Genomic DNA, 25,296 nt, shown 5'->3' on the forward strand with positions numbered 1-25,296 from the left:
TGAACCAATGGTATCATCTCAAGTACTGCCAGTATCATTAGCGTGTACTGGCGGTACTCTTAGCGTGAAATAATCAGTTCGGTTGGAAGTTTCGACCGAAATACTCACAATACCATAAATTTCCCGCATGGAGCGATCATGCTCCTTGTCAATATACTGAATTTCGATGCTGTGTGAATTGTGAATAATCCGATCAAGTATGGCATCGGCGACAGTTGCTTCAGGAAATTTGCTGTACCAGCCGAGTGGAGCAAACTGGGAGCAGAAAATCGTGGAAACTTTTTTATGACGGGCATGGATAATCTCCAGTAAGTCCCTAGCTTTCGTTTCTGGACTCGATGGACCCTAGACACCATGTATATTAAATAAGAAACCCCAAGCTTAAAAACCTGGGGTTTCATTTACAAAATTTGTGTCTTACGACTTCAAATGATCTAAATTGAACTTGCCTGAAATCGCATGATACCGTAATAAATGGGGCTATAGCCTACTTACTTGCTTCCTCAATCGCCACCGCAACAGATACTGTCGCGCCAACCATTGGGTTGTTACCCATTCCAATTAGTCCCATCATTTCAACATGGGCGGGAACAGATGAAGAACCGGCGAATTGGGCATCGGAGTGCATTCGTCCCATGGTGTCGGTCATCCCGTAGGAAGCTGGGCCTGCTCCCATATTATCAGGATGCAGAGTACGGCCGGTACCGCCGCCGGAGGCAACGGAGAAATATTTTTTGCCTTGTTCCAGGGCTTCCTTTTTATAGGTGCCGGCAACAGGGTGTTGGAAACGGGTCGGGTTGGTCGAGTTTCCGGTGATGGAAACATGTACCCCTTCGTGATGCATGATGGCAACGCCTTCTTGCACGTCGTTGCAGCCGTAGCAGTTAACAGCAGCTCGTTCGCCGTCTGAATACGGTGTTTTTGAGACGATGTTGAGTGCGCCGGTTTTAAAATCATAATCGGTTTTAACATAGGTAAAGCCGTTGACTCGAGAAATAATCAGAGCGGCGTCTTTTCCCAAACCGTTTAAGATAACCCGGAGTGGTTTGATCCGAACCTTGTTGGCCGAGCGGGCGATACCGATGGCACCTTCAGCAGCAGCAAAAGATTCATGTCCGGCGACGAAAGCGAAACATTCGGTTTCTTCTCGTAGCAGCATTGCGCCTAAGTTACCGTGACCTAAACCAACCTTACGTTGTTCGGCAACCGAACCGGGAATACAGAAAGCCTGTAAGCCTTCACCGATTACTTCAGATGCGTCGGCAGCATTGGTAATACCGCGTTTAATCGCCAGAGCAGCACCTAAGGTGTAAGCCCAACAGGCGTTATCAAAACAGATGGGTTGAATGCTTCTAACAATTTCAGCCACATCAATGCTTTTTTCATCACAGATCGCCTTTGCTTCTTCTAAAGAGGCAATGCCGTTGGCAGCTAAAACTTCTTCAATTTTAGCGATTCTTCTTTCATAACTTTCAAATAATGCCATGTGATTTCCTCCTATTCTTTTCTTGGATCAATGTATTTGACAGCATCGTCGAATTGTCCGTATTTACCAGAGGCTTTTTCCAAAGCGGCTGCTGGCTCAACACCGTTATTGATACTTTCCATCATTTTTCCAAGATGGACGAAGGAGTAACCAACAATCTCGTCATTTTTGTTTAACGCCAATTTCTGGATATAACCTTCGGCAATTTCAAGGTAGCGCGGTCCTTTGGCAAGGGTACCATAGGTAGTCCCAACCTGGCTTCGCAAACCTTTACCTAAATCTTCTAGTCCGGCTCCGATGGGGAGTCCGCCTTCGGAGAATGCCGTTTGAGTACGACCATATACGATCTGTAAAAACAATTCCCGCATTGCGGTGTTAATTGCATCACAAACTAAATCGGTGTTAAGTGCTTCTAAAATTGTTTTGCCTGGCATGATTTCAGAGGCCATTGAAGCGGAATGCGTCATTCCTGAACATCCGATGGTTTCAATCAGACATTCCTCGATGATGCCATCCTTTACATTAAGTGTTAGTTTACAGGCGCCTTGTTGCGGGGCACACCAGCCAATACCATGGGTTAACCCTGAGATGTCAGTTACGTCTTTTGCCTGAACCCATTTTCCCTCCTCTGGGATTGGTGCACAGCCATGATTTGCGTTATTTCCAACGACACACATGCTTTTAATTTCGTGAGAATATTCCATTCATTAATCTCCCTTCAAAAAATTACTCCTTTAATTATAAGCTTTAAATTTATAAAAAAACAGGTAATATTTTGTTAATTCGTGAAAATGGAGAAAAATACCCGAATTGGACAAAAAGTTTAATTGAAGAAATGGGTAAATCGATGTAGAATAGGGCAAGAGCCTAAAATAGGTGAATTTTATCTTTGGTTCGGTAACTTATCTTAACAATTAATTAAATATAATGATACATAATTGGTTGATTGATCTTCAGATTGATTGAGAAGGGATGTAAACGAATGGAATTGAAAAACAAACTTAGCCTGGGAGCAAAACGAGTGGAGTACTTAATGGAAGAGTATTTCAATCGCGAAAAAACACTGGGCTATTGCAAGGCATGTCCAAACTTTTCTAAGTACTGGTCCTGTCCCACCTACGCATTTGATGAAGTAATCTTTTTAAAACAGTTTAAATATATGCATATTATTGGCAGACAATTCGAGGTTCCTCGAGAGGATTTAAGAAATGTCCGTGATCCGGAAGCGGTTAAAAACTATAGCACCGATAAACTTCAGGCCATTAAGGTGATGACCTGGAAAACCCTGCTGGAAATTGAAAACGAAGTGGATGGTGCCATGGGTCTGATACCCGGTAATTGCCCGATTTGTGAAACCCAGGGGATGGAGTGTGCCAGAAAAACAAACAAGCCCTGCCGTAACCCGAGCCTGATGCGTTTTTCATTGGAGTCTTTAGGTTTTAATGTCGCGGATCTGCTAAAATATGAGGTGGGTATGTCGATGAAATGGGGAGACACCTACCGCTTACCGGAGGTGCTGACTTCCGTATCGGCGATCCTCTGCAATGAAGAAATTCCCAAGGCGATTCTCAAAAAATATTTCCCGGATAAAAAGAAAAGCTGGGAAAAGAAAGATCAAAGAAATCCGGCGATGGAATTTCATACCTCAGAAACTATCAAACCGGAAGAAACCATCCACGGTGGAAGTGCCGCAGTTAAGGCTAAGGCAATAATCATCGATGATGAGATTCCCCCTTATCGACCGCAGAAAAGCTGGGTTGGCTACAAAGCTGATAAAAATCCCGAAGAAGTAGCCATGAAAATGGGCTACACAGTCACCATGCAAGGTGTCGAAGAACCGATTCCACAAAAAACGACGGAAGAAGTGGAAGCTCAAAAAATCTATGATGAAGAGTCCGCCCCGGAAGTCAAACCAGAAGAAGCGGCGACAGTAGCACAGACACCTGAACCGGAAGAGGCACAAATTGCGAAAGAAGAGGATGATACCCAGTATCAATGGTTGGGCTTTAAAGCCGCTCTTGACGACGATGAAATAGTTAAACGTCCGATCCCGAAAATGACCGAGCTGATTCTGGAGGGTGAAGCGGTACCGGCGGCAAAAGAAGAACCAGTTGCAAACATCGAAGTTGCACTAGAAGATGATTGCACCCCGTATTATGATCAAACCGAAGCGGAACTGACGGTGAATGACAAAAGGACTAAGGAACCGGCCGAAAATTTGGCGGTAGTTGAAGAGCCAGTTGAGGAAAAACCAGTCGAAGAAGAGCCGACTGAAGAAGAACCAGTCGAAGAAGAGGATGATTCCAAATATCAGTGGCTTGGTTTTAAAGCCCTACTTGATGATGAGGATGAACCGATCGTCAAAAAATCGACTCTGTCCACCCTTAACATTCCTGAATAAAATAATGGTGACAATCTAGATTGTGTTTGGGATGGAATTTTGCCGTTTCGGGCACAATCTAATTTGCGCTAAAGCAGTTGTCATATTAATAAACAGATAATATAGTAAAAGAGAGTCGTGTGAAATACTTAAACAATTAGAAGGAGAGAAATCATGTATTATTCAGCAGATATTGGCGTTATTGGTGGTTCAGGTCTCTATGAATTAAGTGCAGACGTGAAGAAAATTGAAGTGGATACCCCTTATGGTAAACCTTCGGATGACATCAGCCTGGTCAAGGTAGGCGAAAAAACGGTGGCATTTTTGCCACGACATGGAAAAGAACATACCTTGAACCCTTCAGAAATTAATTACCGGGCCAATATATACGCCTTAAAAAGCCTGGGTGTAAAAGCGATTATTTCACCTTGTTGTGTGGGCAGTCTTAAATTTGAGATCAAACCCGGCGATTTTGTGGTAACCGATCAGTTTATCAATATGACCTCCGGCCGTAAAGATACTTTCTTTGAAAAACCAAAGGTCAACCATATCAGCTCGGCTCATCCCTATGACCAGAAGCTCAGAGTGCTGGCCATGGAAGCGGCGAAAGAGTGTGGAATTACCGCCCATTTTGGTGGTACCGTGGTGATTATTAACGGGCCTCGCTTTTCAACCGTGGCCGAAAGCCGGATGTTTGCGATGATGGGTGCCGATGTCGTTAATATGACCCAGTATCCCGAAGGCTATCTTTGTATGGAACAGGAAATACCGGTGGTGAACATTGCCCTGGTGACAGATTATGATGCCGGACTGGAAGATCATCCGGAGATTAAACCGGTAACTAACGAGGATGTCATCCGGGTTTTAAATGAAAATACCGAAAAAGTAAAAGCGCTGATCTTTAAGCTCATCGACAAGTTAGAGGTGTAGGCTTGAAACCCGTTTATTTAGAAGATGGGGAGCTTAAGCTGATTGACCAGACCAAGCTTCCCACCGAGTTTATTGTCCATTCTTATACCGATTATCGGAAAATTGCCAAAGCCATTGTCGATATGATCGTTCGAGGCGCACCGGCCATCGGGGTAACCGCTGGCTACGGTGTTTATTTTGGTGCTTTGGAATATGAAAATGAACCAAAAGACGTTTTTTATGATAAAATGAAAGAAGTTTGCGTATTACTGGCGTCCACCCGCCCCACCGCCGTAAATTTATTCTGGGCCATTAAGCGGATGGAAGATGTGATGGTGGCCAATGCCGATAAAGAACCGGTAGAGCTGGTTGCGATATTAAAAAATGAAGCCCAAGCTATCTGTGCTGAAGACATTCAGATGTGTCGTGACATGGGCAGGCATGGCGCCGAGTTGATCCATCAAAATGATACCATCCTGACCCACTGTAATGCCGGTGCTTTGGCGACGGCTGATTACGGGACAGCCCTGGGTGTGATTCGGGCAGCCCATGAAGCGGGTAAAAACATTTCCGTCTACGCCGACGAAACCCGACCTTTTCTACAGGGTGCCCGGTTGACGGCTTATGAGCTTCACGCTGACGGCATTCCGGTAACCCTGATTACGGATAACATGGCCGGTTGGATGATGAAGCAGGGCAAAATTGACGGTGTTATTGTGGGAGCAGATCGGATTGCTTCTAATGGTGATGTGGCCAATAAGATCGGCACCTATTCGGTTGCGGTATTGGCTAAGGCCCATGGCATCCCGATGTATGTAGCAGCGCCCACCTCGACCATTGATTTTGCCATGAAATCCGGAGATGAGATCGTCATTGAGCAGCGGGATTGCCGGGAGATCAGCCATATTGGCGGGGTTCAAGTGGCACCGGATGGGGTGACCATGGAAAATCCGGCCTTTGATGTCACTCCGCACCAGAATGTCACCGCGATCATCACTGAAAAAGGGGTGGTTTACCCGCCCTATGATATCAATATTCCCAAACTAAAAGAATCGTGAATGAATAATATATAAGTAAAATTAGCATTAAGTAGGGGCGATTATTAATGACCAGGGGATCAGACTGCACAGGTTCAATTTGTAAAATTCTTTAATCCAATGTATATAGCAACAAAACAATAAAGCTAAAGGATGAATCATGAAAGTAAATATATTATTTCCCGTTCTCGATGAAGAGCGGCGACTGGAAAAGGGAATTTTAAAAACCCTGGTTTTCCTCAAAAAAAACAAGCCTTTTGATTATCAACTAACCATCATTGATAATGGCTCCACCGACGCCACCGAGGCCATCAGCCGACGATTGTGTCAAACGTACAAAGAGGTCCATTATCTAAAAACACCCGAGCGGGGGGTTGGGGTTGCCCTGCGAACCGGAGCGGCGGATAACAGCTGTGATATTATCGGCTATATGGACATTGATCTTTCCACCAAAATTGTGCATCTCGAGGATGTGAAAGAAATTTTTGAAAACCAGCCTGAGGTGCAGATCATTAAAGGCTCCCGGCTGATGCAAGCTTCCATGGTGGTTGGTCGTAAACCATCCCGCGAATTTACCTCCCGGGGATTAAATGGACTCTTGCATGTGGTTTTTAGAAATAAGTTCACCGATGCTCTCTGCGGCTTTGATTTTTACCGGAAAGAAACCTTTGATGACTTGATTGCCGCTTCCAGCCAGGACAATGGCTGGTTTTATTGCGTTGAGCTGTTGCTGCGAGCCGAGCGTCAGGGCATCGAAGTCCACGATATTCCGGTGATTTGGGAAGATGATTATGATACTAAGGTAAAGGTTATTAAAACTGTGGTATCCTATCTCAAGCGGATCAAATTTTTAAAGTCAGAATTTATTAAAGAAGATCGTCAGAAAAAATTGAATTAAAAAAATTTCAATTAAAATCGCGAGACAAATCCTGACAACGGAGGAGGCAAGATGAAGGTACCAGCAAATAATTTACTACGGCATTTTGAAGAACACCAGCAGGAATACGAAAATAAAGCGTTGGAAATTCTAAGAAGCGGCAACTATATTCTCGGGAATGAAGTAGAACGCTTTGAAAAAGATTTTGCAAACTATATCGGCACCCATTACTGCGTTGGCCTGGGGAACTGTTTAGATGCCCTGTGGCTTTCTTTTCGTGTTTTGGGCATTGGCGCCGGAGACGAGGTCATCGTTCAGGCAAACACTTATATTGCCAGCGTGATGGGGATCACCATTAACGATGCCACCCCGGTTTTTGTCGAGCCGGACGCTTACCATAGTATCGATGCGGATAAAATTGAAGCAAAGATCACCAAAAAGACCAAGGCCATTCTGGTGGTACACCTTTACGGAACCAGCTGTGAAATGGACAAGATTGTGGCCATTGCCAGAAAACATAATCTCCGGCTGGTGGAAGATTGTGCCCAAAGCCATGGCGCAAGCTATCAGGGTCAGGTTACCGGTTCGTTTGGCGATATTGGCTGTTTCAGCTTTTATCCATCAAAAAATCTTGGTGCTTTTGGTGACGGCGGTGCCATTACCACCAACAGCGCCGAGCTTAATCAGGCCTTTCGGATGTATCGCTTTTACGGTAGCGAAAAGCGCTATTATAATAAGGTCGTCGGCACCAATTCCCGCTTGGATGAGCTCCAGGCCGGGCTGCTTAACATTAAGTTTCGCTATCTGGATGAACTCAATGCTGACCGCAACCGCGTTTGCATGACCTATCTTAACAAGATTAGCAATCCGGTGATCCATTTGCCCAAACTGCGGGACCACTCAACCACGGTCTGGCATCAGTTTGTCATTACCACCGCCTATCGGGACGAATTGAAAAATTATCTGGAAGCTGCGGGCATCGGCAGCATCATTCATTATCCTATTCCGCCGCATCTGTCGGAAGCCTATGCTTATCTAAACATAGGAAGAGGCAGTCTGCCGATTACTGAAAAACTGGCGGATCAGGTTTTATCCCTGCCATTGTTTTATGGAATGACCGACGGAGAAATCGACACCGTTGTTGCGGCCATTAATGCCTTTGTACCAACGGCACTGGAGCAATAAGATGATCCTGAACAAAAACAATTCGAACAAAACCAGTTGGGACAAAATTATTATCGGCGCCGGTCTTTACGGCCTTTACGCTGCTAAGACCTGTGGCAAGCGGGGTGAGCGGGTATTGGTGCTGGAATGGGAAGAATCCCCTTTTCAGCGGGCTACCTTTATCAACCAGGCCCGCGTCCATATGGGGTATCACTATCCGCGGTCGTATGCTACGGCAATCAAATCGGCTCATTATTTTAATCGTTTTATCAAGGATTATGATTTCTGCATTCACAGTGAATTTGAGCAGGTTTATGCCACCAGCGGTAGTTTTAGCTGGACTAACCGGGAACAGTTTACCCAGTTTTGTCAAGCGGCGGAAATTCCCTGTGATGAGGTGATTCCCGAAAAATATTTTAAAAAAGGCCTTTGTGACGGGGCTTATCTGACCCGGGAGTACACCTACGACGCTGGAATTCTGGGACATTTTTTTGTCGATCAACTAAAAATGCGAAAAAATGTGGAAATAAAATATGGGGCCCGTATTGCGTCGATAAAAAAGCAGGGCGATACCTTTTTGATCACCTTAAAAACGGGAGAGCTGTATGAGACCGGTTTTCTGCTAAATGCCACCTATGGTTCAACCAATCAGATTCTTTCTTTGGCAGGTTTTGAGCCGTTTAAAATTAAGTATGAGCTTTGCGAAATCATTCTCTGCCAGCCAGAAGAAAAGCTACCGGAGGTGGGGATTACGGTAATGGATGGGCCGTTCTTTTCGGTGATGCCCTTTGGCAAAACCGGGTATCATTCTCTGACTTCGGTGACCTTTACTCCCCATCTGTCATCCTTCGACAGCTTGCCAAAATTTAATTGTCAGGAAAAAAGTCGGGGTTATTGCAGCCCCGAACAACTGGGGAACTGCAATGATTGTATCGCCAAACCAAAATCCGCCTGGCCCTACATGTCCAATATGGCCAAGAAATATCTAAAGGAAGATTACGGCTTTAGCTATGTCGGATCGCTCTATTCCATGAAGCCCATTTTAAAGGCTTCCGAGGTGGACGACTCCCGACCCACGGTACTGCGAAAGGTCAGCGAGAAACCAACCTTTGTATCGGTGCTGTCCGGAAAAATCAATACCGTTTATGATTTGGATGAGGTGTTAAAAAATGACTGAAAAACGAGCAAGTAAATTTGAAATACAAGATAATGTGGAAATCCAGGACAAAGAAAAAAACTTTGTTTCGGCGGTGATTTATATCTATAATGATGAGGAGCGAATCCGGGATTTTCTGGGAGAAATTAATGCGGTTTTAAATGCCAATTTCTACAACTATCAGATTATCTGCGTCAATGACGCCTCGGATGATAACAGTCTGGCAGTCATCAGGGAGATGGGGAAAAGCATCGCCGGGACGGTCATCAACGTGGTCAATATGAGTTTTTACCAGGGTGTGGAGCTTTCGATGAATGCCGGAATTGATCTGTCCATCGGCGATTTTGTTTTTGAATTTGACAATATGGTGATGGATTATGATACCAACCTGATGATGGCGGTGTATAATCACAGCCTCACCGGTTTTGATATCGTCAATGCCGCTCCCAAAAAATGTGGACGCAGAACATCCCGGCTTTTTTACACCGTGTTTAACCGTTATTCCCACAGCCCCCATCCGCTGCGAACAGAAAACTTTCGGGTGTTGTCCAGACGGGCAATCAATCGGGTTCATTCGATGAGCAAGACGATCCCCTACCGCAAGGCGGTTTACGCCAACTGCGGCTTAAAGATTGATACCATTGAGTATGACAATGATTTATCCTGTGCCAAGGCCCAGAACAAAGAAACCCGTTACCAGCGAAAAGAGATGGCAGCGGATTCTCTGATTTTATTTACCAACGTGGCCTATAAGATGACCTTGTTGGCAGCGGTTTTTATGATGGTGGCTACCTTTGGCATCGGTATCTATACACTGGTCAGCTATGTTACTGAAGAAGTGGTTTCTGGTTATACCTCGATGATGCTCGTCATCGTCTTTGGATTCTTCGGCGTCTTTGTAATTTTAGCGGTAATTATCAAATATTTATCGATGCTGATGGAGCTGGTCTTCAGCAAACAAAAGTACACCATCGAGTCGGTCGAAACCATTAGTGAGTAAGAACTACCGTACCGACCAATTGTTAATCTGTTGTTTGCTGCTCCATGCGAAATTCGCTTCGCTCTTTTGCATTGGTCGCGGGCAGTCGCCAACTACAAGCAAGCTTGTGATTGGCTCATTGCCTTCGCGCAGGATCGGACAGGTTTATCAACCTGTTCGCCCAGATGCAAACAACATGATGTAACAATTGTCGGTACTGGGTTTTCGCTGATAAAACTTAAGGCTATTGGGGAGATTTTACTTAATCTCCACCTCGGCGTCGGGATCAAAGGGGTTGGTACGCAGGGAAAAGGAGTACAGGAAAGGGTAGGACTTTCGCAGGTGGTTCATATAGATCAGCCATTCTAAAAGCAGCAGCTTTTGAGCCCGCTCAATATCCGTCATCAGGTGGGCGTGATCCTTTTCCTTAAGCTGGTTAAGATCCTTGCGGTTGGCCAATTCCTGCTCGGCATGGGTCAGAGACATAATCAGATCGGAAAAGGTTTCATGCTCAATCAGGATCGGGTTTTCTAACAGCGTTAGTAAAAGTTTCCGTTTAGAGGTGAGAAAGCGGCTGAGATTTGACAAACAGGGACCCTGGAAGTTTAAAGGGGTGTCCATTTTCTTAATCTGCTTAATGGCGTTTTTGTAATCCCGCGTATCCCATTGGGGTTCGATTAATAAAACGGCTTGCAAATCTTTTAAATGCGTATCTTCTTTACGGAAAAAGCCCATTAATTCAACACCGATCTCAGAAAAGAAGACACTGACGACCATGTTCACCTTTTTGAGGCGTTCGTCTTTATCTTTGTCATGGATGATTTTGTGAAAAATAATTGAAACCAGTAACACATCCACCGGTAAAAAAGCGATGTCACCAAGAAGGTAAATAAAGATATGGTGAGGATCATTAAATATTAAGAAGTGCAAAAAATAAAGAATGACGGACAGGGTAACAAAGCTTAATGCCATAAGAATACCCTTGTAATGTTTTTTCATAGATTGTCTCCAGTTTTTAAATTTGTTAATTCTTATATCTTTATTATAGCGCAATTTAATAAAGATAACTAGGGCACTGTTAGTCAGCAAAATTAAAAATGTGTTACAGTAAGCAGATACTATATAAGTTAAATTAAATTTAATGTAAGGGCGATTATTAATGACCAAGGGGTCAGACCCTCGCCCGCACAATTACCAGTTCAATTGGCAAAATTCTTTAATCGAACATAGAACAGCGCCAAAGAATTCTAAAATGATCAGAGAGAAGGTAGGACACCGATGAATTATAGTATGTTTTCCTGGTTTGGTTACTTTATGCCTTTTGAAGAGCGGATTAAAATTATTGCCGGTGCCGGTTTTGATGAGGCGATGATTTCGTGGGAGGATGAGTTTGAGCCGTGGCCCCTGAAAAAAGAAGAGTTCCCGGAAATTGTTAGAAAAAACGGCTTGGGTATTACCAATATTCATGCCCCCTTTATCGGCTATAGCGATATCTGGACGGCCTCCCGGACGGAGATAAAACCCAAGCTCACCGAGTTTATTGGATTTATTAAGGACTGTCAGGATTTTGAAATCCCGGCGATGGTGATGCACACCAATGATCTGGATGAATTTACACCGGATCTGGATAAGGGTTTGGCTTTTTTCTCCGAGTTGGCGGATGCCGCCGAGAAGTACGGGGTCGATCTGGCGGTGGAAAATGTCTCCCGGCAGCATCTGCTTGATTTTCTGCTGGAGCAGATTAATGCGCCCCGGTTTGGCATGTGCTATGACAGCTCCCACGATTTTCTGGAAGAACAGAATCGCGGCCGGATTTTAAAAAAACATAAGCATCGAATCAAGGCCTTGCATCTTTCTGATAATGATTTTAAGGAAGATCGCCACTGGATTCCCGGCGAAGGCAGCATTCCCCTAGATGAGGTGCTGGCCGAGATTTTAACCGTGCCAACCATTAACACCATCTCTTATGAGGTGCTGGCCAATGAAGCCTGGCGCGAAAAAGAGCCCCTGGATTTTGCCGTGGCGGTTAAGAAGAGTTTGGTAAAAAAATAAAATTGAAAGATAAAATTAAAAATTGTGTCATAAAGCCGGTAGTAAAACCGCTGCCGTGAATCAGAGCGATTCGCGGCAGCGGTTTTTTTGTGGTCTTTTGATAGTAGCGTCTGTGCCGTGGCCGGAAGGCGCCGTACTATTTCAAATATGCTCCCGCTTGTACACACAAGTATCAAAAAACACAATAAAGCAAAAATCAGGAGGATCTTTTTATTACCATTGAAGACAACGGTAAAGGAAAAAGTGGGATAAGGATCCTGACCGAGTCGCATCCGGAAGAACTCTTTTCTGAAAACAATCTCATTCAGACCATCCGTGATATCTTAAAGCGTCTGGTGGATACCTATGGCAGCGAGTATGCGGTGGTCATTGAAAATAAAAAAGGAAAAGGGACCTGCTGTCGGCTGACGTATCCCAAAGACCTTAGGGCGAAGGTGGGATAGTGATGCCAAAGGTACTTGTGGTTGACGACGAGCATTTAATGCGGGAAGCCTTGACCCGAATGATCAAAAAAATCGACGGGTTTGATGCGGTTTACACGGCAGATACCGGCAGACAAGCGGTGCAAATTTGCGAAACAGAAGCCATTGACATTGTTTTTATGGATATCATGATGCCGGAAATGAATGGCATTGAGGCCGGACGCCGGATTAAATCAATCGACAAAGACATCAGCCTCTATATGCTCACGGCCTATAACAAATGGGATTATTTACAGGAAGCCATGAAAATGAAAGCTGAGGACTATCTGTTAAAGCCGATTTCTCAGTCGAAAGTTAAAGAACTGCTGATGCAGCAGTTAATAAAGACCGGAGCCACTCAGCAACCTGAATGCTGCATCAACGCACTACAAAATTATAAAAGCTACCGGGAAATGTATTATGGGGTGCCCGTTTTTGTGAAAAATCTGTCAAGTAGTAGCCAGATGCTTTACCGGGAAATCATCGGCGAGCTGGTAAAAGCCAATGGCCTGTCTGAAGAAAGGATTTTACGACAAGCTAAAAAAAATTTTAGCCATAAAAAAGAATTTGAACACGTTCTGCTTCAAACCATGGATCAGATTTACCGGGACTCAGCCACCACCAAACACCCCATTCTGATGGGAGTCTTTGACTATCTGGAAGTTCACCTTACCGAAAACATTGGGCTTAAAGAAATCACTCAGGACTGCAATGTGAGCCAGGGGTATCTTAGCCGGATCTTTAAAGTGGAGTTTGGCGTCAGCGTGATGGAGTACATTCATATGCGTAAAATGATGCTGGCCAAGTGGTATTTTCTGGACAATAGAGTGAGTCTGACCGATGTGGCCTACCGTCTGGGATACAACGAGTCCAGCTATTTCAGTAAGGTCTTTAAAAAATACGAACATGTTACGGTTTTAGAATATAAAAAAAGCTTATAGCATAAGGAGGCGAACTAATTGAATGAATACCTGGTCACATCCGAATCAGTGACTGAGGGCCATCCGGATAAACTCTGTGATCAAATCTCAGACGGCATCCTGGATCGGTATCTGGAACAGGACCCGGACGCCCGGGTGGCAGTGGAAACCATGGTATCTAAAAATACTATTATGATTGCCGGAGAAATATCGGCCCGGGTGGAACTGGATGTGGTCGAAATCGCCAGAGAGATCGTTCAGGGCATCGGCTATGATAATGAAATAAAAGGGCTGGATTTTAAAACCTGTCTGGTGCTGACTAATCTTAATCACCAATCGTCCGACATTGCCAGAGGGGTGGAACAGTTTACCACGCACGAACCGGCCCGATGGGTACCCGCCAGCCGAGGCTGCCGCTGGGTTAAACAAGAAGTGGTAGTAGATGGCCAGATAAAAGGTTTAGGAGCTGGCGATCAGGGCATTATGTATGGCTATGCCAGCAATGAAACGGCCAACTATTTACCGTTGACTATGGATCTGGCTAGTAAGCTGGCCCGGCGGCTTGGCGAAATCAGAAAAACCGGCCAGGTTGTCTGGCTTTATCCCGATGGAAAAACTCAGGTTACGATGAAAATGGATTAACCGCAGGTAATCAATTTTCACCGTTGCCCAAAAATTTATGGCATCTTAAAAGCAGATCAGGTACAATAGAAATATTATAATCAGCCAAGAGATGAGACCGAAAGGAGTGATTAGTTGGAACGAACACAGGCAGCATATCCGCAGCAAACCCAAGTATGGCGGGCTGATCACGATGAGGTAAAACGTCAGACCTTTAGTGAACAGGATGTAAAAAAATTAAAGGGCAAAGAAATACGGGTGGGCGATGCCTATACCAGAATCGCTTATGGGGCATTTAAAAACATTACCAAGGTTAAGCGAATTGTTTTATCCGAAAACATTGCCTATATTGGTGATGAGGCGTTTCGGGGGTGTACGATGTTAAATACCATCAATTTACCTGCTAAGCTTAGGCGGATTGGCAAAGGCGCTTTTTATAATTGTTGTCGCCTAAAAACTATTATCATTCCGCCAACGGTTAAACGCATTGAACCTAAAACCTTTAAGCAATGTCGCGGGATGAAAGCCATCAGCCTTCATGATCAGATCGAAGCGATTGGCGACAGTGCCTTTCTGGAATGCGAGAGCCTGGAGGAAATAAGAATTCCTGAACAGTGCCGTGAAATCGGCTTTCGCAGCTTCTGCTATTGCGATAGTCTTAAAAGTGTTTGCTTTCCGGAGGGGCTACTGCGAATTGGTCGGGAAGCCTTTTATCGTAGTGGTTTAACGTCGCTTAAGCTAAATGAACAACTGGAAGTGCTGGAAGAAGGGGCCTTTTTGCGCTGTCTGGGATTGCGGGAAATCACAATCCCCAAAAGCGTCAAACAGATTGATAAATGGGCTTTTCATGGTTGTGACAATCTGCACCGGGCGGTTTTTGAGGGTGATCCGGAGATACTGGGTAGTGGGATCTTTAATCGTCTGGATACAACGGTGGTGTGTAAAAAAGGCTCCCGGGTAGATCGCTATTGCCGGGAAAATGGGTTTACGGTGGAAAACCAAAGCGATGTAAGTTGAAGTAAAAATTGTAACGTCATGTCGATCCGTGATTGCCCGCGAACAGATCAATTGCCAGTTTGATTCAACCGAGATTACAAAAAAGAATTAAAAAACGGTTGCAATTTTTAAAACTGAATGTTAAAATTGCCTTGTAACTTAAATGAGATTAAGATACGAGCAACAATAAATTAAATATTATGAGATGATAAAGTCGCCGAGTCATATCGGCTATGGTAAAAGCAGTGATGTTTTTACCGCGAGGAATCGGGTGAAATTCCCAAGCAGATGCGCTACCGTGATTGCCGCAAGGCATCAGTCGGGAACTCAAGCTTTATCGACAGATACGATTCAACGCAGAGTGGATCAGATCATAAAAGTTCTACAGCAACACTGGAACTTCTGTCTAAGGCCTTTTTTGGCTTTGATGGGAGTTCTTTTTTTATATAAAAAACAGAAAATTGGAGGTTTCAATGGCGACCAGAAAAAAAATTGTAAAAACCTGTCCGTCCTGTGGCGCATTTTTTAATGCTGAAGCCTATGAGGTAATTAATGCTACTCTAGACACAGCATTAAGAGACGAGGTCATTTGGGGGAGGATTTTTGACTTTACCTGCCCATCCTGTACACATCACTTTAGAAGCCCTTATTCCATGGCCTATAAAGAAATGGAAAAGGAGTACATTATTTTTCTGGAGTTGGACGAGGACGCCAGAGATGAAGACGAACGGATCAGCAAAAGTCGCATAACTGGAGATCAGATTGCCGAGACTCGGGAGCTCTTCCCCACCTACCGCATCCGGGTGGTTCATGACATGATGGATCTGATTGAAAAAATCCATATTTTCAGTGCCGGTCTTAATGACAAGATTATTACCTATCTGGGTTACAAAATTAAAGATGATGTCACTTTAAAGATGAAAGCGGCTAAACCACCGATCCGGATAAACAAAGCCCTGTTCGATTCCCTTAGAGGGAAAGAAGGGGAAATTAACTTTGGCTTGCTGAGTACCTCACCAAAACCGATCTTTGTGACCACGCCGACCCGGGATTATGAATACCTGCTTAAAAAAAGCCCTATCCGGCAACAATTTGAAGAAGCCGAGGGGTTGTATCTAGTCGATGAACGCTGGGCCGCCGGGATTGACAAGGTGCTGATTGCCTGAACTAATTAAAAAATAAGGGTTGACTGTGTTGGCATAAAATCAAAAACAACTGATCGCATCAAATGTGACAGCGTATTCAATTAAATAGACAGAAAAATCATTGAAAACTAAAAAAGTCAAACGCTCTTAAAAAAGACCTCCAGGTGGCTACACACCTTGAGAATAGATATGAAGCATTGGGCTTCATGGTTTGGTTAACAAACAGAAAGGGGGCGCGTGTGAAAAAGCAGGAAGAGCAGAGCTGCAGTCTTATCCGATTGGAGGAACCGGCCAATTGACTGCAGGAGCACCGGTTCAACGATGGTTTTTGGCAACGAGGGCAAATAAAAAACCTCAGGAATTGACAGATTCCCGAGGTGGGTGACAACAAGTCACATTAGATAATTATAATTTAGTTTACCCTCTATTGACAGTGATGTCAAGATTCAAATTGCTGTTTAAGCAAAATTTATGGAGGATTAAAATGAGTAAAAGTATTAGTTGGATGAGAAACAAGGCAGTGATGGTGGGTTCAGCCGCGTTATTGACAGCAGCAATGCTAGCATTGCCAGGAATGGGTGTAGTTAAAGCCGCTACGCCAGTAAATGCCACCGTTACAATTAAGACTGCAGTAATGGACGGGGGTACATTAGTTAATGCTCAAGCGGTTACCGTTGACAAGGATAATCCAACCTTAAAAGATGCCATTGAAGCAGCCGAAACGGCCACCGGCGTTGATGTGGATATTGTACAAACACAATATGGTTATTATGTTAAAGCCGTGGAAGTCGATGGACATTCTTCAAGCAATAAATTCTTTGATGACAATGGTACTGCCAGCTATGATGCGATTTCGCCAGATAATGTAGACTATGCCTTCAAAGGCAATGTTGACAACATTACTGCACCGGCTTTTATCGGCAATCATTTTTGGACTAACACCGTTGCAACCACCGATTATTTAACCGAAAAAGATTATAATTATAATTCTGGTTGGATGGTCGAACTGAATAATGATAACTATGCCAATTATGGTATTGATACCGCTTTAACGAATGGCGATAATATTGAGCTTGACTTTACCATGTTTGGCAGTGCTGATTTGGGTGGAACGGCTTATGTATTAGCACCTACTGCTTTGGATGCGAATGGCCCTTGGGTAGCAGTCAGCGCATTCTAAACCAGTTATAAAAAACTGTGTTAGGATAAATTGTTTTAGCAAAAATGCTTAATGTAAAGCCCCGGTTAATTCCGGGGCTTTAATAAAATAAAGAGGAGAACACGAATGGAAGGGAAAAGCTTCAAACATTACGGAATTTTATTAGGTTTATTACTGATTATTGGATTGATATTTCCACTAACTGCTTTTGCAGCAGACTATACCCCCAGTCTGACTAAAACAGATGGGGTTTACACGATTAGCACATTGGCGCAATTGGAAAGCTTCCGGGCCGATCTGGCAGCTACCGGTTCAACCGGTTACCTTAATGAAACTGTAGTTTTAACAGCAGATATTCAAATCGAAGAAGGTAATGAGTTAAGTATTATAAATAGCAATAATAGCAATTTCAACGGTACTTTCGATGGGCTAGGGCATAAAATCACATTAAATAATCTGGAAGTTGTTGCTCAACGTTCGATTATTCCAAGAAACTATGGGATCATAAAAGACCTCAACGTGGTTGTAAATGAGGGTGCAACAAAAACAGAATCAACGGCAGCACGTTCACCACTATGTGATGCCAACTATGGAAGAATTGAGTATGTTAAGGTAGAAGGTAACATAAAAATATCTGCTGCCAATACAAAAACAATGACCGTTGCCGGCATTGCTGGTTCAAACGGCATTGGGGGAAACATAATTGAAAACTCCATCAGCAGCATCAATTATACATTAGATGGAACATCTGAAGAAATCGAAGCATATCAAGGCAGAACACAAGGTGTCTCGCTTTACCAATTCTATGCAAGTGGTCAAGGGGATTTAAATAAATGCTATTCACTGGGTAAAGTAACAAATTCAGATTTTGCCAAACCAACGGCAGCAAAGGGGAGGGTTGCAATTGGCTTAGCGGTGTATTCATCAGGAACTGGACAAGGGGTATCGTATTATAATAGCGAAAACTTGACACCGGCAGTTGTATTTGGAAGTGATGTGGTATATAAAGATACGCCAGAGAAGGTTATTGGTAAGACAACGGCAGAGCTAAAAGATCAATCCACGTTTTCTGGATGGGATTTTGATAAAATATGGAATATTTCACCAGAAACGAATGATGGATACCCGTATTTAGATATACGAACCGCTGTTAAAAGGTTGTCCGTTAAACCAACCTTTGAAGAAAAAATATGGAATGACGGCAGTGATTTGACCGCCAAAGTAACCGGGATGGAGTTTGCAGGACTGAGCGAAGCGGAAAAAGCATTGGTAGAAAAATATAAAATTACCATAAACTTTGATCCAACCAACGATATCAAAAGCGCCGTATTTAAGAGCATGCAGAATTTGGGTTGGCGGGATGTTACAGTAGAATATAATACTCAGCCTACCATTACCGTTGGTGAAACAGAAGCAGCCAGTACTGATGGCTATACCTTTGTTTTTGATGGCGCTGTTACTGGTCAAGCAAGAATTGTGGATAACGGTGCCGCCGGTCCAAATAAAACCGAACAGGATGCGCAAATTGCCAAAGCCAAGGAAGCCAACACCATCATCTTTGAGAAATATATCGGCGATGGCAGTGCCTATTTAACGCCGCTTACTGTGAATGACAGTCCGGTTGGTGACAAAGAATTCATGCAGGATTTTTGGGCCATGTTCTCTGCAGCCCGGGGCGATTATGTCCCCGGTGGGGATACCGCGTTCTATGACAAGTGGTTTGCCAATGTCAAAACCAGCCTTCATACCCTTAAGGAAGGCGGCCTAGAGGCAACCGATATGAAGGTGACCGCCTGGACCAAGCTGGTGCTGGCCATCACCGCTGCCGGTTATGATGCCCGGGATATTGAAGACTATGACCTGATTAAGATCATTTCAGATAAGTCGTATCTGAACAATAGCTTGATACTGCAAAAAGAGACCGCCATTCTTGCCCTAGTTGGTGGGGGCTATCCAGTTACAACGGAGAATCCCATCGTTGATTTTGCAACCATCGCGCAAAATGGTGCAGCGTATATTAACGGATGGCAAGACAGCAGTCTTACAAATGGGGATAACGCCATGTTTATCCAGTATTACGGTTTTTACATGAATGATAATACGGATTTAAAGGCAGCGATTGAAAACCTGATGTATAACCGCGTGGGTGGTGACAATCCAATCCTTCAAAATGGAGACGGCTCCTTTACCACTACCGGTTATGACTTAAATGCCTATAACAATGCCCAGATGATGATTGCCTTGGGTTGTTTTAATATGAACGTGTTTGATGACCATTTCATTCAAAACGGCAACACGGTTCTGGATTCGCAATTTAATTTCATCGATTTTGACAACAAGAATTATGGTGGATTGACTTATGAAATCACCCAGCTCACTCGGGGTTTTACCGCCGTCATTCGCCAGTATGAAGGTCGCAACCAGATCTTTGATACCAGTGATATTGTCGGGGCCACCAAACCGGTAAATGATTTGCTGAATGCACTAACTAGTACGAGTAGTACTGATGATATCAAGGCTGCAAAAGATGCTTATGAGGCTTTGAGTGATGTAAAAAAAGCTTCAATTGGCAAGGTGAATCAGGAAAGAATAACGGCTTTGGGTATTGTTGATTTAATTAATAACTTGCCTTCGGCAGAAGACGGTCTGAAAGCTAGAGATAAGGCCGATGTCATGGCAGTTCGCGCAGCTTATAAAGCATTAACGAGTTCGCAAGCGCAGGAACTGGTGACGAACTTAAATGCATTGACAGCACGGGAAACAAAAATTGCGGATTTGGAAAAAGAATCAAGCATAAAAAATGATGCCACCGGCATTGAAGTCGTTGGTTTACCAAATACTGTAACGGCATTGACCATAACAGATAAAATTAGTGATGTCGATCTGAAAAAAGCGGCGGAAGACGCAGCAGTGGCACAAGGGTTAGAAAATGTCGAAATCGTGACCCTATATGATATCAAACCGGATATGAGTCCCGAAGATCTGGGAACCTTTAATGGCTCAACAGATACCTATGTGACCATTATCTTGCCGATACCTGATGGACAGCAAGGAGCGACCAATTATCGGGTATACCATCAGAAAGCTAATGGTACCAACGAATGGATAACCCCGATTATCTCAGATGATAGCAAATCGTTAATCTTTAAAGTCAATTCTTTTTCAACTTTCGGAATTACTAAAAGTCTATCGGCTGATGAGATTGCAGCCAAGGTGGTAAGCGATCAAATCGATGCTTTGCCGGCAAAGGATCAGTTGAAACTTACGGATGAAACGGCTGTTGTAGCTGCCCGAACTGCCTATAATAACCTTTCGCCTGACCGACAAAAATGGGTCACCAATTTGGCGAAACTGAAGAGCCCAAAGCGATTACGATTACGGTTGACGTGGAACGTTTCACCATTGGCCAGGGTTTTTATGTGAAACCAACGACCCTGTCAATTAAAGAAGGTGATACGGCGAGAACAGCCATTGAAAAGTTGTTGGGTAGCGGGAATCTGCTTGGCAACGTGGGTTATCTTGCCGGAATTAAAGGTGCTGATACCGGAACGGCTACCATTCCTTCGTACATTGTAAAAGAATTAAACGCTGGAGACAGCAGTGTTGCCAATGCCTATGGACAGAAATACACTGGCAGTGACCTGGGAGAATTTGACTATAGCTCTTATTCCGGTTGGATGTACTTTGTCAATAATAATACACCTAACGTGGGTATGGATCAAAAAAAATTAAACGATGGTGATGTGTTGCGATTAGCCTTTACCTATTGGGCAACCGGTGCTGATTTAACCGGAAGTGGCTATATCGGAAGTGGAATAGATCGGACTCCGATTAAAATGAGTTTTACACCGGCCAATAAAGACGGTCTGCTTGAAGCCATTGCCAAGGTTAACGGAAATTCCGCGTACTTAAGTGATGCAGCGATCAGTGAAGCCTATGAAACCGCCATGACGGTAGTGCAGGACATGACTTCGTCGCCGAGTGTCACCAATAACGCTACCACTAATTTAAATAAAGCCATATCTGCATATAAACCAGGTGGAGACACAGCTAATGATGCCAAACTGGCCAAAGCAGTCAGCGATCAGATCGCCGGATTGCCGGCAATAACTAAACTGGCACTGACTGATAAAGCTGCGGTAGTAGCTGCTCGAACTGCTTATGATGCATTAACGAGCGCTCAGAAAGCGTTGGTTAGCAACCTGAGTAGCTTAACTGCCGCCGAAACCAAAATCACCGAGCTTCAAACTGCCGCTGACAAGGTTGCGGCCAAGGCTATCACCGATCAGATTGCCGCTTTACCGGCAGTGGACAAACTGGTGCTGACCGATAAGGATGCGGTTGCTGCCGCCCGGGCTGTTTATGACGCGTTAAGCGAAGCCCAGAAAAAGCTGGTCACGAATCTTAGTACATTGACGGCCGTCGAAACACAAATGGCCAAGCTGCTGGCTGGCGAAGCCACCGAAGCCGACAAGGCCACGGCTAAAGCTGTCAGCGGACAGATTAGTGGATTGCCATCTGGCGACAAACTGGCCCTGGGCAGCAAGGCTGATGTGGTTGCTGTTCGTGTTGCTTATAATTCTTTATCGGATATTCAAAAATCTCTGATTACAAACTTGGATACTTTGGTTGCTGCCGAAGCGAAATTAGCCGAGTTAGAAAAGGCTACTCCGCCGGTAAAAGACGAAGCGACCGGCATTGAAGCGGTCGGATTACCCAAAGGCGTTGGTCTGAAGGTTGAACCCGAAACAAATGATACCGACAAAACGGAAGTAGCTAAAAAAGCGGCGAAAGAAGCGGATATCAAAGATGCTAAAATCGTCAGTCTCTATAGCATCAAGCCGGATATGAGTGACGAAGATCTGGCCAAATTTAATAACGATCCGGAAAGTTTTGTGACCTTGACACTGCCGTTGGGGGATGATCAACAGGGGTATAACAGTTACAAAATCTATCACAAAAAAACTGACGGCACGGTGGAATGGATTACCCCAACCCTGTCTGCCGATGGGAAATCGCTGATCTTTAAAGTGAGTGCTTTCTCGGAATTTGGCGTAGTGGGAACAGAAGCACCAACTGAAATCCCCACCGTTGATTTCAGCTACCGCACTCATGTCCAGAATGTGGGCTGGCAGGACTGGAAAAATAATGGGGCTATGAGTGGAACCCAGGGTCGATCGTTACGATTGGAAGGGATCGAAATCAAACGGACCGATACTGCTGACGTGGATCTCGGGATTCGTTACGAAACCCACATAGAAAATATCGGCTGGGAAGATTCATGGAAAGCTGACGGCATCATGAGTGGTACTGAAGGCCGGTCATTAAGATTGGAAGCGATCCGGATTGAATTAACCGGAGCCGATGCTAAAAACTATGATGTCTATTATCAGGTTCATGCTCAGAACACTGGTTGGATGGCCTTTGCCAAAAACGGTGAAGATGCCGGAACAGCAGGATTTGGCTATCGCCTGGAAGGGATTCACGTGATTGTGGTACCCAAAGGTCAAGCTGCACCGACACCTGAAGACGGAAGCATTGAGACCGCTTTTCTGGTTAAAAACTGAGTAATAAACGAATCAGTTAAAGCAGTAAACAAACACAGACCCCTACGGGATGGAGGCTTAGCCTTCATCCCAAAATATAAAATGGTTTAAAAAGGAACCGTCTGGTATCGACTGGCTGACTTTTTAGATAAAATCCTTCTTTCTTTTTAACACGGCAAAACGTTTGTAACACTAAGCCGGGCAGCGGTACAGGGGTAGTCACCTGTGCCGTTGCTTTTTTTGTCTATGGATTAACCGCAGGTGATCAATTTTATCGTTGTCCAAAAATTTGTAGCATCTTAAAACCAGATCAGGTACAATAAAAACTAAGATTTAAATGAGTAAAAGATAAAATTGAATAGAGAAATACTGGAACTGATCCGTGACATGAGCAACTAACCATTGAGGATTTTCTGCACCGGGCGGTTTTTGAGGGTGATCCTGAGATACTGGGTAGTGGGTTCTTTAATCGTCTGGATACAACGGTGGTGTGTAAAAAAGGCTCCCAGGTAGATCGCTATTGCCGGGAAAATGGGTTTACGGTGGAAAACCAGAAATGAAAAAATTAACGAAAAACGGTTGCAATTTTTAAAACCGAATGTTAAAATTGCCTTGTAACTTAAATGAGATTAAGATACGAGCAACAATAAATTAAATATTATGAGATGATAAAGTCGCCGAGTCATATCGGCTATGGTAAAAGCAGTGATGTTTTTACCGCGAGGAATCGGGTGAAATTCCCAAGCAGATGCGCTACCGTGATTGCCGCAAGGCATCAGTCGGGAACTCAAGCTTTATCGACAGATACGATTCAACGCAGAGTGGATCAGATCATAAAAGTTCTACAGCAACACTGGAACTTCTGTCTAAGGCCTTTTTTGGCTTTGATGGGAGTTCTTTTTTTGTATAAAAAACAGAAAATTGGAGGTTCCAATGGCGACCAGAAAAACAATTGTAAAAACCTGTCCGTCCTGTTTTCAGTGCTGGCCTCAATGATAAGATCGTTACCTATCTGGGCCACAAGATCAAGGATGATATTACCCTGAAAATGAAAAACGCAAAACCGCCAATCCGGGTCCATAAAGCCCTGTTTGATTCCATAAAAGGCAAAGCAGGAGAGCTTAACTTTGGGCTGCTCAGCAGCTCCCCCAAACCCATCTTTGTTACCACCCCGACCCGAGACTATGAGTATCTGCTCAAAAAAAGCCTCCTCCGCCATCAATTTGAAGAAGCGGAAGGACTGTACCAGATTGACGAGGGCTGGGGCGCGGGGATTGATAAGCTGCGGATTGTCTAAACCTTATGAGCGACAAAGCGGATACAGCTTAATAAAAATCCACAAACACTACAAAATGATGCTTACGGTGAAATCAAAAGAACTTAAAAAAGATCTACAAAATCAATAAGAAGGCTTTTGGTTATCACATTAAGATAAAGAAAAATAAATGATCATTGAAAACTAAATAGTACAACCTCTTAAAAAGATACTCCAGGTAGCTACACCTTGAGAATAGATGTGAAGCATTGGGCTTCATGGTTTGGTTAACAAACAGAAAGGGGGCGCGTGTGAAAAAGCAGGAAGAGCAGAGCTGCAGTCTTATCCGATTGGAGGAACCGGCCAATTGACTGCAGGAGCACCGGTTCAACGATGGTTTTTGGCAACGAGGGCAAATAAAAAACCTCAGGAATTGACAGATTCCCGAGGTGGGTGACAACAAGTCACATTAGATAATTATAATTTAGTTTACCCTCTATTGACAGTGATGTCAAGATTCAAATTGCTGTTTAAGCAAAATTTCAAAATTTATGGAGGATTAAAATGTTTAAAAGTTTAAGTTTGCAAAAGAATAAGTTGATGATGTTGGTACTAGCGACGTTGCTGACATTAGCGATGGTGGTATTGCCGGGAATGAATGTGGTAAAAGCAGCTACTCCGGTAACTGTGAAGGTTTCTTTTTGTGAAGATGGTGTGCCCATTGATTCATCACTGGAAGATATGTCAGTAACTGTTGATGATACAGCTGCGGTTTTAGCACCACTTCCAGCAAATTATCCCAATTCTGGAACGCCAACAGCTTTTGATGCAACCATCTTAGCTTATTATGATGCAATGGGATCTCAGTCACTCGACGGAATGACATATGGTTATGATTCTGTAGGCACAGGATATTATGTAAACGAGTTTTTTTATACACCAATGAGCGAAGTTGAATCATATTATAGCGGGACACCAGGTCAGTCTTATTGGCATGGTTATAGCTGGGTATTGTATATCAATGGTTCGGAAAGCAATCTTTACGCTAGCAATGTTGTTTTAGATGATGATGATACGATTGTTTGGGATTATAAATATGTGGAAACTACTTGGTAGAATGAATTAACTATGTAAAAAACGAACAGGTTATATA

The 25,296-nt window shown here is 43.9% G+C and carries 20 protein-coding genes and 1 pseudogene; 17 read left to right on the top strand and 4 right to left on the bottom strand.

The window, feature by feature from the left end; genetic code table 11:
- Positions 1–18: 18 nt before the first annotated feature.
- The 3 genes and pseudogenes from U2P91_RS08640 to U2P91_RS08650 form a co-directional block, all read right to left on the bottom strand.
- Positions 19–312: pseudogene (locus U2P91_RS08640) on the bottom strand (ATP-binding protein); the annotation flags it as partial.
- A gap of 175 nt (positions 313–487) precedes the next feature.
- Complete coding sequence (locus U2P91_RS08645; RefSeq protein WP_111888118.1) at positions 488–1,486, bottom strand: GGGtGRT protein; 999 nt, start codon at positions 1,484–1,486, stop codon at positions 488–490.
- Between the two features lie 11 nt (positions 1,487–1,497).
- Positions 1,498–2,190: an iron-sulfur cluster assembly scaffold protein gene (locus tag U2P91_RS08650; protein WP_111888117.1), complete on the bottom strand. Its 693-nt coding sequence runs from the start codon at positions 2,188–2,190 to the stop codon at positions 1,498–1,500.
- A gap of 278 nt (positions 2,191–2,468) precedes the next feature.
- Between U2P91_RS08650 and U2P91_RS08655 the strand changes: the two genes are divergently transcribed.
- The 7 genes from U2P91_RS08655 (at position 2,469) to U2P91_RS08685 (ending at position 10,009) form a co-directional block, all read left to right on the top strand.
- Complete coding sequence (locus U2P91_RS08655; RefSeq protein ID WP_322519448.1) at positions 2,469–3,887, top strand: DUF2284 domain-containing protein; 1,419 nt, start codon at positions 2,469–2,471, stop codon at positions 3,885–3,887.
- 153 nt (positions 3,888–4,040) lie between these two features.
- Complete coding sequence (mtnP, locus tag U2P91_RS08660) at positions 4,041–4,796, top strand: S-methyl-5'-thioadenosine phosphorylase (protein WP_111888115.1); 756 nt, start codon at positions 4,041–4,043, stop codon at positions 4,794–4,796.
- A 2-nt stretch (positions 4,797–4,798) separates the two neighbouring features.
- Positions 4,799–5,833: an S-methyl-5-thioribose-1-phosphate isomerase gene (gene mtnA, locus U2P91_RS08665; protein WP_111888114.1), complete on the top strand. Its 1,035-nt coding sequence runs from the start codon at positions 4,799–4,801 to the stop codon at positions 5,831–5,833.
- A 139-nt stretch (positions 5,834–5,972) separates the two neighbouring features.
- Complete coding sequence (locus tag U2P91_RS08670) at positions 5,973–6,710, top strand: glycosyltransferase (RefSeq protein WP_322519449.1); 738 nt, start codon at positions 5,973–5,975, stop codon at positions 6,708–6,710.
- Positions 6,711–6,761: 51 nt separating this feature from the next.
- Entirely contained in the window at positions 6,762–7,874 is a 1,113-nt protein-coding gene (locus U2P91_RS08675; protein ID WP_322519450.1) for a DegT/DnrJ/EryC1/StrS family aminotransferase, read from the top strand.
- Position 7,875: 1 nt separating this feature from the next.
- A complete protein-coding gene (locus U2P91_RS08680) occupies positions 7,876–9,030 on the top strand; it encodes an FAD-dependent oxidoreductase (protein ID WP_322519451.1) in 1,155 nt (384 codons plus the stop codon).
- The gene (locus U2P91_RS08685; RefSeq protein ID WP_111888110.1) at positions 9,023–10,009 is read left to right on the top strand and encodes a glycosyltransferase; all 987 of its coding nucleotides are present in this window, start codon (positions 9,023–9,025) and stop codon (positions 10,007–10,009) included. Before U2P91_RS08680 ends, U2P91_RS08685 begins: the two co-directional genes overlap by 8 nt.
- Positions 10,010–10,246: 237 nt before the next feature.
- Here the strand turns inward: U2P91_RS08685 and U2P91_RS08690 are convergent, their stop codons facing one another.
- Complete coding sequence (locus U2P91_RS08690; RefSeq protein ID WP_322519452.1) at positions 10,247–10,987, bottom strand: hypothetical protein; 741 nt, start codon at positions 10,985–10,987, stop codon at positions 10,247–10,249.
- A gap of 279 nt (positions 10,988–11,266) precedes the next feature.
- Here U2P91_RS08690 and U2P91_RS08695 point away from each other — a divergent pair, with 279 nt between their 5' ends.
- The 10 genes from U2P91_RS08695 (at position 11,267) to U2P91_RS08740 (ending at position 25,259) form a co-directional block, all read left to right on the top strand.
- Complete coding sequence (locus U2P91_RS08695) at positions 11,267–12,040, top strand: sugar phosphate isomerase/epimerase (RefSeq protein ID WP_322519453.1); 774 nt, start codon at positions 11,267–11,269, stop codon at positions 12,038–12,040.
- A gap of 445 nt (positions 12,041–12,485) precedes the next feature.
- On the top strand, positions 12,486–13,442 hold the full coding sequence (locus U2P91_RS08700) for a response regulator transcription factor (RefSeq protein WP_322519454.1): 957 nt from the start codon (positions 12,486–12,488) through the stop codon (positions 13,440–13,442).
- Between the two features lie 18 nt (positions 13,443–13,460).
- A complete protein-coding gene (locus U2P91_RS08705) occupies positions 13,461–14,063 on the top strand; it encodes an S-adenosylmethionine synthetase N-terminal domain-containing protein (RefSeq protein WP_322519455.1) in 603 nt (200 codons plus the stop codon).
- 114 nt (positions 14,064–14,177) lie between these two features.
- Positions 14,178–15,059 (top strand): leucine-rich repeat domain-containing protein, encoded by an 882-nt coding sequence (locus tag U2P91_RS08710; protein WP_322519456.1) that lies wholly within the window; start codon positions 14,178–14,180, stop codon positions 15,057–15,059.
- Between the two features lie 452 nt (positions 15,060–15,511).
- Positions 15,512–16,204 (top strand): CpXC domain-containing protein, encoded by a 693-nt coding sequence (locus U2P91_RS08715; protein WP_322519457.1) that lies wholly within the window; start codon positions 15,512–15,514, stop codon positions 16,202–16,204.
- A 463-nt stretch (positions 16,205–16,667) separates the two neighbouring features.
- Positions 16,668–17,363 carry a hypothetical protein gene (locus U2P91_RS08720; protein ID WP_322519458.1) on the top strand — a complete coding sequence of 232 codons (696 nt, stop codon included), beginning with the start codon at positions 16,668–16,670 and terminating at the stop codon, positions 17,361–17,363.
- Between the two features lie 105 nt (positions 17,364–17,468).
- A complete protein-coding gene (locus U2P91_RS08725) occupies positions 17,469–20,765 on the top strand; it encodes a hypothetical protein (protein ID WP_322519459.1) in 3,297 nt (1,098 codons plus the stop codon).
- Positions 20,672–22,909: a DUF4430 domain-containing protein gene (locus U2P91_RS08730; protein WP_322519460.1), complete on the top strand. Its 2,238-nt coding sequence runs from the start codon at positions 20,672–20,674 to the stop codon at positions 22,907–22,909. Before U2P91_RS08725 ends, U2P91_RS08730 begins: the two co-directional genes overlap by 94 nt.
- A 1,027-nt stretch (positions 22,910–23,936) precedes the next feature.
- Complete coding sequence (locus U2P91_RS08735) at positions 23,937–24,185, top strand: hypothetical protein (protein ID WP_111888101.1); 249 nt, start codon at positions 23,937–23,939, stop codon at positions 24,183–24,185.
- Between the two features lie 522 nt (positions 24,186–24,707).
- Positions 24,708–25,259 (top strand): hypothetical protein, encoded by a 552-nt coding sequence (locus tag U2P91_RS08740; RefSeq protein ID WP_322519461.1) that lies wholly within the window; start codon positions 24,708–24,710, stop codon positions 25,257–25,259.
- Positions 25,260–25,296 lie beyond the last annotated feature (37 nt).

The organism is Acetobacterium sp. K1/6 (assembly GCF_034438075.1).
Lineage (GTDB): Bacteria > Bacillota > Clostridia > Eubacteriales > Eubacteriaceae > Acetobacterium > Acetobacterium carbinolicum.

What these genes read in the sequence shown, in the direction of transcription:
- U2P91_RS08645 (WP_111888118.1), bottom strand. Translation starts at nt 1,486, where the DNA reads ATGGCATTATTTGAAAGTTATGAAAGAAGAATCGCTAAAATTGAAGAA.
- U2P91_RS08650 (WP_111888117.1), bottom strand. Translation starts at nt 2,190, where the DNA reads ATGGAATATTCTCACGAAATTAAAAGCATGTGTGTCGTTGGAAATAAC.
- U2P91_RS08655 (WP_322519448.1), top strand. Translation starts at nt 2,469, where the DNA reads ATGGAATTGAAAAACAAACTTAGCCTGGGAGCAAAACGAGTGGAGTAC.
- mtnP (WP_111888115.1), top strand. Translation starts at nt 4,041, where the DNA reads ATGTATTATTCAGCAGATATTGGCGTTATTGGTGGTTCAGGTCTCTAT.
- U2P91_RS08670 (WP_322519449.1), top strand. Translation starts at nt 5,973, where the DNA reads ATGAAAGTAAATATATTATTTCCCGTTCTCGATGAAGAGCGGCGACTG.
- U2P91_RS08675 (WP_322519450.1), top strand. Translation starts at nt 6,762, where the DNA reads ATGAAGGTACCAGCAAATAATTTACTACGGCATTTTGAAGAACACCAG.
- U2P91_RS08680 (WP_322519451.1), top strand. Translation starts at nt 7,876, where the DNA reads ATGATCCTGAACAAAAACAATTCGAACAAAACCAGTTGGGACAAAATT.
- U2P91_RS08685 (WP_111888110.1), top strand. Translation starts at nt 9,023, where the DNA reads ATGACTGAAAAACGAGCAAGTAAATTTGAAATACAAGATAATGTGGAA.
- U2P91_RS08690 (WP_322519452.1), bottom strand. Translation starts at nt 10,987, where the DNA reads ATGAAAAAACATTACAAGGGTATTCTTATGGCATTAAGCTTTGTTACC.
- U2P91_RS08695 (WP_322519453.1), top strand. Translation starts at nt 11,267, where the DNA reads ATGAATTATAGTATGTTTTCCTGGTTTGGTTACTTTATGCCTTTTGAA.
- U2P91_RS08700 (WP_322519454.1), top strand. Translation starts at nt 12,486, where the DNA reads ATGCCAAAGGTACTTGTGGTTGACGACGAGCATTTAATGCGGGAAGCC.
- U2P91_RS08715 (WP_322519457.1), top strand. Translation starts at nt 15,512, where the DNA reads ATGGCGACCAGAAAAAAAATTGTAAAAACCTGTCCGTCCTGTGGCGCA.
- U2P91_RS08720 (WP_322519458.1), top strand. Translation starts at nt 16,668, where the DNA reads ATGAGTAAAAGTATTAGTTGGATGAGAAACAAGGCAGTGATGGTGGGT.
- U2P91_RS08725 (WP_322519459.1), top strand. Translation starts at nt 17,469, where the DNA reads ATGGAAGGGAAAAGCTTCAAACATTACGGAATTTTATTAGGTTTATTA.
- U2P91_RS08730 (WP_322519460.1), top strand. Translation starts at nt 20,672, where the DNA reads ATGGGTCACCAATTTGGCGAAACTGAAGAGCCCAAAGCGATTACGATT.
- U2P91_RS08735 (WP_111888101.1), top strand. Translation starts at nt 23,937, where the DNA reads ATGAAAAACGCAAAACCGCCAATCCGGGTCCATAAAGCCCTGTTTGAT.
- U2P91_RS08740 (WP_322519461.1), top strand. Translation starts at nt 24,708, where the DNA reads ATGTTTAAAAGTTTAAGTTTGCAAAAGAATAAGTTGATGATGTTGGTA.